The organism is Arthrobacter agilis (assembly GCF_002953615.1).
GTDB classification, from domain to species: domain Bacteria; phylum Actinomycetota; class Actinomycetes; order Actinomycetales; family Micrococcaceae; genus Arthrobacter_D; species Arthrobacter_D agilis_B.
Genome location: NZ_CP024915.1, coordinates 2,744,429 through 2,754,448, shown reverse-complemented (window position 1 = coordinate 2,754,448; position 10,020 = coordinate 2,744,429). Strand labels below are relative to the sequence as shown.

The window sequence follows — 10,020 nt, the reverse complement described above, 5'->3', positions numbered from 1 at the left end:
GCAAACACGGTACGAGCCGCACTCGCCACAACCGCGGTAGTCGTTGCGAGCACCCACTGGATCCACAACACCCAAAGCAACGCATAGCGCGGTTGTGGTCTGCGCCTCTTCAAGCCCCTAGATTTTCGAGACTCCGGCATACCTGATCGGCGTAGCCCAATAGTGCGAAGGTCCAGGCGAGGGTTCCTTGTAAAGGATCAGCGCTGCCTCGCTAAGTGATGCTAGGTGTTAGCCCTCGCACTCAACGCAGTACTTGTTGCCGTTCACCTCACGCGCTAGCTGGGTTCGGTGATGAACGAGGAAGCAGGACATGCAGGTGAACTCGTCCTCCTGCACGGGGACAACGGTCACCGTGAGCTCGTCCTCGAGGATGGCACCTGGTAGATCGAAACCCTCGGCCGTATCCGTGTCCTCGGCGTCGATGACGGAGGTCTGAGTAGTGCTGCTACGCTGAGCTTGAATCGCCTCGAGCGATTCGTTGGCCGGCATGTCCTCGGGCTTGACGCGTGGCTCGTCGTAGTCGGTCGCCATGGTGGTTCTCAGTCCTTCTGTAGTGGGGGAGACGCAACAGAGTACATGCGTAACCAGGGGCTCTTGGTTATCAAGTCCAAGAACATGACCGACGCCACCTGCTGTACTGTGCCCAATCCTCTGCCTCACAAACTCCTGTCACCAGCACGTCAAAGACGAAACATGATGAGGGAAGTCGCCGAGATAGAAGACAGCACATGAGTCCTAACCCGCACTCGTGGAGGCTGTGCACGTCCACCGTTCGCTCGAGGTGAGCTATCCGGTGCGGCGACTCAAGGTGGGTGTGTGCAGGCGCTCCTTCGGTTCCTGCTGTCCAGGTGTGTGCGGGACAAGCAGCGGAGCGTGGGGGAGCTTGTGCCGTGCACAGGTGGGCAGGAGGCTCAACATCTAAGAACTCGTCGATTTTGATCTGATGGTTCCGGTAGGGGTGGAGGAATGGGCGCCCCACCCTGGCCCAGTGCTGTACCTGCCGGTCCACGACGTGACTGCTCAAATGGATCAAAAGCCCCCATCTGAGGGATGGATCTACCGGGCCCTATCTGTCGACATCGGTCGTTCCTACTGCCCGAGTTACATACGCCTGCCCTGAGGGCTGCCCTCAGGGCAGGTCAGGGGGCGTCGTCGTAGGCGTCGATGATCGACCAATCGACACGTCCCCGAAAACTACGTGCCGTCGATCGACCGTCCTTCGGGTCCGTGAGGCAGAAAAGATTAGCTCGGCTTTTCGGCTCGTTTCTGCGATTTTGAGGGCGATACTCTTGCGGCGTGATGAACTCCTACAGCCACAGCGATTTGAACATCTATGGTGCCGAGGATGACTTCGAGATGGACGCCATTCTCGATGCGATTGACGAGGCGACTTCGTCGACAACGCCAGACTCCGCTGAGCCTTCGGGCAAGGATTGGACTCGGCTCCTTGCGGCGCCGAGACGTGCTGCAAGTAACCTGACCCGCTCGGATCTGCCGAACGAGCCGGGCGTGTACCTGTGGTCGCGAAATGAAGTGCCGCAGTATGTCGGTACGGCGACGAGTCTGCAGAAGCGGCTTTCGACGCACCTTGGTGGAGGTGTGAGCCTTGCGGGATCCTCGTTGCGTCGGAATGTATGTGAGCTGCTGTTTCAGATCCCGCCCAATGTCACGGGCAATCCGACCCGGCAGAAGGTGACGACCGGGCAGGCGACTGCGATTCGGGGCTGGCTGCTGGGCTGTGACGTCTCCTGGCTCCGAGAGCATACCGAGCGGGACGCTGCAGCGTTGGAGGCTCGGCTTCGGCTTGTATATCGGCCGCCGTTGAATCGGGTGTAACCACCAAGCTACGAAGAGCGAGGCCACCACAGCCTTCGTGCCTGTAGAGGGAGAACCCGATGTGCTCAGTTGCGGTGGTTGAGCACCGCGAACGACGTGCCCCCGGTGATGAACAGCGCCCCCATCAGAGGGTCATGACCATGGGTGCCTCGGCGCCGAAGCCGATGGCGAGCGTGGTGATTCCGACCAAGGGAAGGGATGCCAGCCCGACGACGGCCAACGCCCGGGTCAGGAGTGTGTCCTCGCGTTCGTCGCCGGTTTGCGTCCACGCGCGTTCAAAGGTCGAGGCGCGCTCCGGTCGGCGGAATACCCTCCATGCCATGACCAGGGCTCCGGCGACTCCAATTCCGAGTCCGACGAGGAACCCCGGAATCATGTCGCCTGGGGCGTGCTCGCGGAGTAAGACCACGGCAACGGTCACCAGCGCGAGGATCACGCCCAGGATTCCAAGACCTACCACGGTGCGTGAAAAGTGGGTGTCAGTCTGCATGAAAAATCTCCTCTACAGGGCGATGGAAATAACGGGCGATGGCTATAGCCAAGGGCAGGGATGGGTCATAGCGGCCTGTCTCGATTGAATTGACGGTCTGCCTCGAGACCTGCAGGGCCTCGGCCAGCTCCCGCTGCGACATGCCCGTCTCGGCGCGAAGATCCCGGATACTGTTTTGCACGCCGCCCCTTTACGTAAAGCATGCTTGTCCTGACAAGGGTGCTTTACACGGTGGCGGTTGTCAATCCTCTGAGTAAGAGCCAGGGCTCAACGTACATAAACGACCATTAGTGCGCTAGAAAGTTTTGCAACGTTCAGGAGGGCATAGGGCGGCTCCGCGGTCGTCGCAGAACCCATAGGCGGAAGTGTCGCTCTACTTCGCCGCCTTCGGACGGGTTTCGCTACCGATCGGATCTGTGGCGTTGGGGTACACCCCAACGCCACAGATCACATCGGCTCAGATCGTGTTGTTCTAGGGTCCTTTTAAGGCTCTAGCAACAGAACCGATCAAGGGTCCAGACATCATGCAACGTCGTTTGGCGCTGGGCTACGTCTCTCGACGGGGGGGGGTGGGCGAACATCCCGAGGCTGTAGGCGAGCAAGATCAAAGACATGACCAGCCCTGACCCGACGGCTGCTCCGAGAGCGCTGGTCTGAGTGCCGATCAGCAGGCCCATACCGCCCAGGACGGCAAGGACTCCGCCGAGGGTGTAGAACATGCGTTCCTTGAATGCCCACGCGAAGGGTATGAAGTGAAGACCGACGACCAGAGCGATGAGCGCGGGTTGAAGCTCCAATTCGCCCATCGATGTGAGTCGTCCCGTGCCGAAAGCTATGAGCGCGAACTCCAGAACCATATAGAGAAGGTAGATTCCGATCTGCTGCCCGCGAGGAGCAGTGAACGGGCCGAGGTAGCGCGGCGAGGCGAAGAGGAACCAGAGGGTGCAGGCGACGGCACCAACGACCAGGGCGCGCGCGAGGACCACAAGGAGCTCTGCGATTTGTGGAGTGTAGGAGAACACGAAGACGCACGCGCCGAACAGGCCGATGAGGGTTCCCACCCGCCGCGGATCCGCGAAGCGCGGAGGCGCACCAGTCGAGGTCCGCCCAGTGCTGCTGCTACCGCTCACAGAAAGACCCCCCTGAGGATCAGTAGTTACCGCCGGCCGCCAGCTACAACTCGAGAACCGCCGGCGGGCATCATTCCTGCGGGGTCTGGGAAGGTGCGACCTCATCGTTGCTTGAGGTCTTTTGTGTCCCGAGGATGAGGAACGTGATGCCTATAGTGAAGAACGCGATCCAGGATGTCGTGCCCGTGAATATCATGCCAAGCGCAACGACGAGGAACACGATCCCGATAGGCAGGAATGCTTTGCCGCCGCCTATCGATGGGTCGTCCGGCTCAGCCAGTGGTTGTCCGTCACCGTTCATCTGGCAGACGCTACGTCGGTGACTGGGAACGCGCAACGGTTGTCATGGGCGAGCGTCCGATACTCCCGTAAGACGATGCTCGTGAACGTCGTCGTCGTAGCTATGGCTCAGCTGATCATTCCTGCCCTGGTCTCGGGTAAGACACCGCAACCGACTTTGTCTCTCGGTCCATTCGGGTCTGCATTCTTTGCAAACATCGAGTTAGTCAACGTCTACCAAACCGAAGCGCCCAGTTCCCCCATCGCGGCGTTTTCACTCATCATCGCCGTTGTCTGGTTGATTGCCACCACGGTCCCTGGTTTCACCATCGCAGTCCGTCGCCTCCACGACTCGAACCTCTCAGGCTGGTGGGCCCTGCTCGCAATCCTCCCTCCCGGCCCTTTCGTCCTACTCCTGTTAGCCGCCCGACGACCACGGTTTGAGGGCTCACGTTTCGACACCTGAGGCCGTCACCTCTCGCGCCGCCAGGAACACGAGGACGCACCCCAACTAACTCGGCCGTAGATACCGACAATCATTCCCGCAGAAGGATCCCCTGGTGAACGCGAGTTCGCACGTAGCTCGCACGTAGGGTGAGCAGATGAAGATGGGGGCGGAAGTGCTGTTGGCAGGGCCTCGTGGGCGACGCCTGTGCCTGCAGCTGATGACGGAGCTGGACCCGTCTGTCAGGTCCGCAGTGTTCTGGCTCGCTCATGATCTGGATCCGGGCAAAGGCAGCTCCCGGGTGCTGTTGACTGCCACCTCCGGCGACGACACTGAGCTGCCGCCGAAGCCCACCTATGCAGATCTCATCGCAGCTTTGACCTCACTCGATGTCATACAGGCTGAGCCTCGGGCCATCGATCGCGCATTGGCTGAGGCAGTCGACACGTCCCGGCCCTGGCAGGAACCAGACGGGGAGGACGTCCTCGCGTCCCTTCCCGAGGTGACAGCCGCCCTCACCCCGCTTGCGCAGCACGTCATAACGTCACCCTCGACCCTGTGGTGGTCGCACGACCGGCAGCTCGAACAGTGGGCCATCGACTGGCACTCACCCGACGATCCAGCACCTCTACCCCGGGAACCATCACAAGCCCTGGCTGCGTGGGCTCGTGGTGCACGCGCCGAGGAGGTCCGCGCACGTATGGAACGACCCCGGGATCCCCACGCCCCCTGGTCGGGTACGTGGTGGTCTTTCCCGCAAGGACCCCTGCACACGGTCGGGCGGATACCGCTGGGCTTGAATCTCATTGAAGACTCCTTCGGCTGGGAGCAGGCAACCGTGATCCCCGTACGCGGTACCGGACGCACCTACGAAATACGCAGTGGTGAGGACTGGGTGTCACTGTGCCGTGAACACCCCCTTGAGGTCACCGCGTCCCGACGTCATGACTGGTTCCGCTGCACCGGCACCAACGGTGCGTGGGTGATTCCGGACTGGGAGAAGGTCGCAGAACGGTGGGACGCGGTACACCTGACAACCCTGGCGTACCTGTCTAGCGCCAATCGTGCGCTGCATGTTGACGGCGGCACGTCCACGGTCCTGGCCGGATGGAATCCCGATACGACGATCTGGTTGACCGATGCCGCACGCGAGTGGGAGGGCCCACGCCAGCAGTGGCAACGATCTACCGATCAGGAGACCTGGACAAGAACCCCCCAGCTAACGCGGCCTGGCGCCCCTAAGCCTGTCCCGCAAGAGAATTGGTATGAGGACATCGTCTAGGCGTCACGTCTCGATGTTCAGAGAGTTCAAGCTCGTGCAGAAGCGGCTCATTGCCTCAGATTTGATAGCCTCGCTCAAGGGTTCTTGGAACCATGTCAGCCATATAGCGTCTACTTCGTTGCTTTGGACTGAACCGTTCTTGAGCAGCAAACTCGCAATGGGGCCGGCCTCGAGCTCGTACTCATCCAGGGGCGCACCTTCCGCCCCGCCGGGCTGCAGCCGATAGGGATCCACGTCGTTCAACAACGCCAGCACTGACGTGACCGTATCTCTCCACTTCCGCGTACCCGATCGCATCTCAACAGGATGCACCAGCGGTGCCCCGCTCAACGATCCTTATGTGCTCAGTGGACGGAGCTGATCATCGTTTACGGGGAAAGGCACCGTGTAGTAGAGCTGGGGGGCGGTCATATCTCCCCAGTCGTCCTTCTTCACACGAATTGCGGCCGGCGAGACTTCAGCGATGCGGACACGTAACCAGGCTCCGTTGTCCAGTCGTAGCTCGTGTGGGTCTGCGAGGTAGCCGATGCCGAGTTCGTCGAGGGTTTCCTCGGCGCTCAACCAATCAACGATGCCGGTCCTGCGGCGTCCCAGCAGGTCGATTGCGACGAACCCCTCATTTGCCGGCTCCATCCAGCCGATGCGTTCGCCGTCGCGACCCCGCCGGTGTTCGATCCAGTCCGTTCCCATGGCTCGAAACTAGCACCCCGCCTACTGCAGTTGGCCGTAGAGCGATCTTCGGCCGCACATGATCTTGCCGTGGTGCGAGGGAGCTTAGTCGGTGAGTGATTTCTCAAAGACGTCGTCGGTCTCAGTCGCCCACTGCATTTGTCCGTCGTCGTCGACGTACTGGTAAGTCGTCGTTCTTAATCGTCCCGTTGGAACGAACCCCAAGCGCTCATAGAGCCGGCGAGCACCGCCGTTCTCGGTGCCGACGCTGAGGTAGAGCTTGTCGAATCCCGTTTGCTCGGCGTAAGTCTCGGTCCAAGCGCACAGTGCTGTCCCTATGCCTGCATCTCGAGCGGACTCCTGCACAAAGAGGTGCTTCAACTCCGGAGTGTGATCGGAAACGAGATCCAGCACGACGGATCCGGCCGGTTGGTGCTTGCGCCAGGCTGCTGCATAAATAACAGCGCCGGCGGCCTGGTGCTTCAGGAGATTGCGGGCGATGCCCGCTCCTGGCGGCTCGGTCGCTTCCAGTGCAGCTAAATCAGCGTCGACACACTGCCGAATCTGAATCTCGTCAGTCATGCTGCCCCCCTTGCCTAGCGTCTTCCCCGAGCCTACCGAGGGCCACACCACGGCTCGCCCCTATTCCCGTTGAGGGATCCCTCAGAGCGATCGTCTTACGTTCAACGGAACCATCATCGAAACAGGCACCGACTCCTACCGCCTCGCCCACACCCTCACCCTCACCCACCAGGACGTCAGTCAGATCACCCTGCTTGTTCCATGAATATCTCGCAGCGAACATGATCGAGCGGGATGGAGTATCGCCTGCTGCGGATTTAGAAAGATCGGCGGGAGGAGGTTGGATCTACTGCGAATTCATTCGGGTGACTGTCTATTTCGAGTGCACCACTCACACCCGCATACCCCAGGTTGAGTTGTTCGACCGCTCTCGAAGTATCGATGCCCACACCGGCTCCATGGCCCGATCCAAGGAAACAGCCATCGCAGGCACCACGACCGGCCTCATCTCCTTGGGGCAGCAAGTGACGTGGCGGGCCTGGCACTTCGGCATCCCGATCCGCATGACAAGCCGGATCACTGAGATGGACGTTCCGAATTACTTCGTGGACCAGCAGGGCAGTGGTCCGTTCCAGCGATTCCGTCACGTTCACGAATTCAGTCAGCACGACGAGGTCACCACCATGGTGGACCGATTTGAGTTTGCAGCTTCCTTAGGTCCACTGGGCCGGGTCGTCGAGAGACTTCTGCTCGCCCGATACCTCAAGAAGCTCATCGAAACGAGGAACCAGTACCTCGTGGAAGAACCTGCTCACCAGTAGCTTCAATCCCGCAACTTTTAGTCGCCACACGCGCGAGCTGGGGACTACGAGCCGTCCCGCTGTCCGATCGGTCTGCGGGACGGCTGAACAAGGGGCTGGATAAGCTCGAGAGCATGACAAACATGTTTGCCTCACTGTTGGTCGCTGATGTCTGAGGAGTATCTTGCTTTGACCATGCTGCTCCTTGCCCTGGTGTTCTTACCCGCTGTCTGCCTGTTCGTCACCCGTCAGGCAGCTGAGGGATTGATCAGTCGCAATGCGGCAGTCGGAATCCGCACCAGGCACACGCAGGCCTCCGATCAAGCCTGGGCGTCCGGTCACCGGGCTGCTCTTCCAGCTTTGAGGAGGATGGTGCCCGTTGCCGGCATCGGAATGATCGCGGCCCTAGGCGCACAGGTCCTTTTTGGTGGACAGACGGGACCTCTGATTGCGTTTGCGGCGCTTCTCGCTCAGCTCGTGGTCCTCCTCCGCTCGACAGCACTTGCTAATACCGCCGCGCGCACGGCAACTGAGTAGGACCGAGCGCAGTCAACGCGGAACGGCCCACATCACTTCCATCAGCGATTACGGGTCCGTCCGCTGGTCAGATTCGCCACTACTGGCACGATCGAGGTGCCCTCGTGACAAAGTGGACCTCATCAGCAGCACACTCGAGGGGATGCTATGGGTGCACAGCGATGGTTCGTTCTGCTTATTTGCACGGCGGTACTGATCTATTCAGTAATAGCTGGGATTCAGGGATCGGGTCCTCTATGGGCCACCGCTGCAGGCATGGTTCTCGTTATCGGAAGCATCCTTTGGAGTGCTCGAAAGGAACGCTCTCGCCACGGATCGCCACGCAAGAGTCCAGCACCATGAGCGGCAGCGTGAGCCGCCTGCAACACCACGCAGCATGGAAAGTCGCGTTGCCTGGCGCCCAACCCGCAGATTTCGAAGGCCCGACCCGCTGAGGGATCCCCTAGTGTGCCTCGGTGGCGGGTGATTGCGTATCCCATCCTGCAAGAGTGAGCAGGTGAGCCGCTACCTCTGATGGATTGAGGTCGTCAGTATCGATGCGGTGGACGAACGTAGGAGCCTCCCTGTCGAGTCGTTTTCCCATTGCGGCACTGTGGTCGAGCAATCCGGCGTCGCTTGTTCCATGGTTGCGGCGGTCCAGCCGTGAGTGGGCGTGCCGGTCACTGCTGCGTAGGAGGACTGCGGTCACGATCGGGTTCTCCCCCATGGCTGTAGCAAGATCTGCGGACATGAGTGCGGCCACGGTGTTCGTGTAGATGAGGCGGTGGTATCCGAGGAATCGGTATGCAGACCACATGGAGGCAAGGTTCTGCTCAGCGAGGTTCGCTTGCGGAAACGCCTCGTGTGGGGCCGGGTGAGCGAGGTCGAGGTAATCGCCCTCGATGACGGCGTGCTGGATATTCAAACTGATGAGTTGTTCGTGAAGTGCCAGCGCGGCAGTGGACTTGCCGACACCTGAGCGGCCGCTGATAAACAGGACATGAGAGCGCATTGGCCCAACTGTGCTAGTCGGAAGGAGCCTCACACAAGGGGCCTGGTGAAGGATCCCGTTGAGCCATCGGCATGCGGACCGTTGTTTAGGTGTGAAGACGCGCATTTGAGCGTTGACGAGTCCTCCTGTCTATTGGAGGAGTGGGAGGCTTGGGTTCGTGGGTACGAGGAAGGGCGGCGCCTGATGGTTTCAGCAGTGACCTTGATCCGATCCGCTGAGCTGTCGGAGGTGGCGCAGTACGCCTATGCCGCGACCGCGCCGGCGGACGCGAGGTTGATCTTCCTTGCTGGTTCCTGCCCGTTGGACAAAGCGGGCGCGACAGTGGGTAAAGGCGATTACGCCTTACAGGCGGAGCAATGCGTCGCAAACATGCAGACCGCGCTTCTGGACGCGGGTGCGACTGTCGAGGATGTGATCAGCACGCGCGTGCTCGTGGCATCGGCTGAGCGGCGTGATCTCATGGTCGCCTGGCAGGTCATGCGCGAGGCGTTCGGGGATCATGATGCGCCGAGCACCCTGCTGGGTGTGACCGTGCTGGGGTACGAGCATCAGCTCGTGGAGATCGAAGCCGTCGCCGCCGTCAAAGACCCCATTACCTAGCGAGGCCGCATGCAGGAGGACTCGCTGCACGGTTAGCGGTCGGATGAGCGGTCCTGGTAGACGGCATCGAGCTTGTACTTCGTGCTCGGATCTTCTGCGGTGATCGTCACTGATTGCTTTCCTGGTACGAGTTCAAAGGACGACAGTGCGGTGGTACTGGCCGAGCCGGTTGGGCAGATGACCGTCAATCCGTCTTCCATGATGAGATTGCCGGCGCTCAGGCAGGTCAGACGGGTGTCGATGTGCGTCGCGTTGTCCGGCGGTTCGCCGAGCTCGATGATGCCCGTTCCGATGTAGGTGCCCGAAACAGGATCTGAAATCCCCGCGAAGCTAGTGGGACCGGATGGGGTCCCCTCCTCCACCTCACCACTCGCGCATCCCGTGAACAGCACGACGGCAATGAGCCCGGTGATCACCACTGCTGGTCGTCGCACCCCAC

15 protein-coding genes and 1 pseudogene are annotated in these 10,020 nt (G+C 60.7%); 6 read left to right on the top strand and 10 right to left on the bottom strand.

The genetic code is table 11. From position 1 onward, the window contains the following. Window positions 1-228: 228 nt before the first annotated feature. Complete coding sequence (locus tag CVO76_RS13400; protein ID WP_208739619.1) at window positions 229-531, bottom strand: DUF4193 domain-containing protein; 303 nt, start codon at window positions 529-531, stop codon at window positions 229-231. Window positions 532-1,299: 768 nt separating this feature from the next. Between CVO76_RS13400 and CVO76_RS13395 the strand changes: the two genes are divergently transcribed. Next, window positions 1,300-1,836, top strand: a complete 537-nt coding sequence (locus tag CVO76_RS13395; RefSeq protein ID WP_347876237.1) for a GIY-YIG nuclease family protein — start codon at window positions 1,300-1,302, stop codon at window positions 1,834-1,836. 124 nt (window positions 1,837-1,960) lie between these two features. Here CVO76_RS13395 and CVO76_RS13390 read toward each other — a convergent pair whose 3' ends face one another. The 4 genes from CVO76_RS13390 to CVO76_RS13375 form a co-directional block, all read right to left on the bottom strand. Continuing rightward, the gene (locus tag CVO76_RS13390; protein ID WP_208739617.1) at window positions 1,961-2,326 is read right to left on the bottom strand and encodes a hypothetical protein; all 366 of its coding nucleotides are present in this window, start codon (window positions 2,324-2,326) and stop codon (window positions 1,961-1,963) included. Then, window positions 2,316-2,507, bottom strand: a complete 192-nt coding sequence (locus tag CVO76_RS13385) for a helix-turn-helix transcriptional regulator (RefSeq protein WP_208739616.1) — start codon at window positions 2,505-2,507, stop codon at window positions 2,316-2,318. Before CVO76_RS13385 ends, CVO76_RS13390 begins: the two co-directional genes overlap by 11 nt. Before the next feature lie 310 nt (window positions 2,508-2,817). Further along, the gene (locus CVO76_RS13380) at window positions 2,818-3,387 is read right to left on the bottom strand and encodes a DUF7010 family protein (protein ID WP_208739615.1); all 570 of its coding nucleotides are present in this window, start codon (window positions 3,385-3,387) and stop codon (window positions 2,818-2,820) included. Between the two features lie 139 nt (window positions 3,388-3,526). Beyond that, window positions 3,527-3,757, bottom strand: coding sequence for a hypothetical protein (locus CVO76_RS13375; RefSeq protein ID WP_208739614.1), 231 nt, complete (start codon window positions 3,755-3,757; stop codon window positions 3,527-3,529). Between the two features lie 18 nt (window positions 3,758-3,775). Between CVO76_RS13375 and CVO76_RS17650 the strand changes: the two genes are divergently transcribed. Then, entirely contained in the window at window positions 3,776-4,201 is a 426-nt protein-coding gene (locus CVO76_RS17650) for a DUF805 domain-containing protein (protein ID WP_208739613.1), read from the top strand. Window positions 4,202-4,337: 136 nt separating this feature from the next. Next, window positions 4,338-5,462: a hypothetical protein gene (locus CVO76_RS13365; RefSeq protein ID WP_208739612.1), complete on the top strand. Its 1,125-nt coding sequence runs from the start codon at window positions 4,338-4,340 to the stop codon at window positions 5,460-5,462. 3 nt (window positions 5,463-5,465) lie between these two features. Here CVO76_RS13365 and CVO76_RS13360 read toward each other — a convergent pair whose 3' ends face one another. From CVO76_RS13360 to CVO76_RS13350, 3 genes are all read right to left on the bottom strand, one after another. Beyond that, window positions 5,466-5,717, bottom strand: coding sequence for a hypothetical protein (locus CVO76_RS13360; RefSeq protein WP_244185981.1), 252 nt, complete (start codon window positions 5,715-5,717; stop codon window positions 5,466-5,468). A gap of 81 nt (window positions 5,718-5,798) precedes the next feature. After that, a complete protein-coding gene (locus tag CVO76_RS13355) occupies window positions 5,799-6,152 on the bottom strand; it encodes a hypothetical protein (RefSeq protein ID WP_208739611.1) in 354 nt (117 codons plus the stop codon). A gap of 84 nt (window positions 6,153-6,236) precedes the next feature. After that, complete coding sequence (locus CVO76_RS13350) at window positions 6,237-6,713, bottom strand: GNAT family N-acetyltransferase (RefSeq protein ID WP_208739610.1); 477 nt, start codon at window positions 6,711-6,713, stop codon at window positions 6,237-6,239. Between the two features lie 194 nt (window positions 6,714-6,907). Here CVO76_RS13350 and CVO76_RS13345 point away from each other — a divergent pair, with 194 nt between their 5' ends. Together CVO76_RS13345 and CVO76_RS17645 are read left to right on the top strand one after the other, a co-directional pair. Further along, the gene (locus CVO76_RS13345; protein WP_347876210.1) at window positions 6,908-7,474 is read left to right on the top strand and encodes an SRPBCC family protein; all 567 of its coding nucleotides are present in this window, start codon (window positions 6,908-6,910) and stop codon (window positions 7,472-7,474) included. Between the two features lie 147 nt (window positions 7,475-7,621). Beyond that, window positions 7,622-7,990 carry an SdpI family protein gene (locus CVO76_RS17645; RefSeq protein ID WP_208739609.1) on the top strand — a complete coding sequence of 123 codons (369 nt, stop codon included), beginning with the start codon at window positions 7,622-7,624 and terminating at the stop codon, window positions 7,988-7,990. Window positions 7,991-8,432: 442 nt separating this feature from the next. Here the strand turns inward: CVO76_RS17645 and CVO76_RS13335 are convergent, their stop codons facing one another. Continuing rightward, entirely contained in the window at window positions 8,433-8,981 is a 549-nt protein-coding gene (locus CVO76_RS13335) for an adenylyl-sulfate kinase (RefSeq protein WP_208739608.1), read from the bottom strand. 183 nt (window positions 8,982-9,164) lie between these two features. On the opposite strand from CVO76_RS13335, the gene CVO76_RS13330 reads away from it, so the two are divergent. Then, entirely contained in the window at window positions 9,165-9,581 is a 417-nt protein-coding gene (locus CVO76_RS13330) for a RidA family protein (RefSeq protein ID WP_208739607.1), read from the top strand. A 32-nt stretch (window positions 9,582-9,613) separates the two neighbouring features. Here the strand turns inward: CVO76_RS13330 and CVO76_RS13325 are convergent. Then, a pseudogene (locus CVO76_RS13325) lies at window positions 9,614-10,020 on the bottom strand (hypothetical protein); the annotation flags it as partial.

What these genes read in the sequence shown, in the direction of transcription:
- CVO76_RS13355 (WP_208739611.1), bottom strand. Translation starts at nt 6,152, where the DNA reads ATGGGAACGGACTGGATCGAACACCGGCGGGGTCGCGACGGCGAACGC.
- CVO76_RS13375 (WP_208739614.1), bottom strand. Translation starts at nt 3,757, where the DNA reads ATGAACGGTGACGGACAACCACTGGCTGAGCCGGACGACCCATCGATA.
- CVO76_RS17645 (WP_208739609.1), top strand. Translation starts at nt 7,622, where the DNA reads ATGTCTGAGGAGTATCTTGCTTTGACCATGCTGCTCCTTGCCCTGGTG.
- CVO76_RS13335 (WP_208739608.1), bottom strand. Translation starts at nt 8,981, where the DNA reads ATGCGCTCTCATGTCCTGTTTATCAGCGGCCGCTCAGGTGTCGGCAAG.
- CVO76_RS13330 (WP_208739607.1), top strand. Translation starts at nt 9,165, where the DNA reads ATGGTTTCAGCAGTGACCTTGATCCGATCCGCTGAGCTGTCGGAGGTG.
- CVO76_RS13365 (WP_208739612.1), top strand. Translation starts at nt 4,338, where the DNA reads ATGAAGATGGGGGCGGAAGTGCTGTTGGCAGGGCCTCGTGGGCGACGC.
- CVO76_RS13395 (WP_347876237.1), top strand. Translation starts at nt 1,300, where the DNA reads ATGAACTCCTACAGCCACAGCGATTTGAACATCTATGGTGCCGAGGAT.
- CVO76_RS13400 (WP_208739619.1), bottom strand. Translation starts at nt 531, where the DNA reads ATGGCGACCGACTACGACGAGCCACGCGTCAAGCCCGAGGACATGCCG.
- CVO76_RS13350 (WP_208739610.1), bottom strand. Translation starts at nt 6,713, where the DNA reads ATGACTGACGAGATTCAGATTCGGCAGTGTGTCGACGCTGATTTAGCT.
- CVO76_RS13390 (WP_208739617.1), bottom strand. Translation starts at nt 2,326, where the DNA reads ATGCAGACTGACACCCACTTTTCACGCACCGTGGTAGGTCTTGGAATC.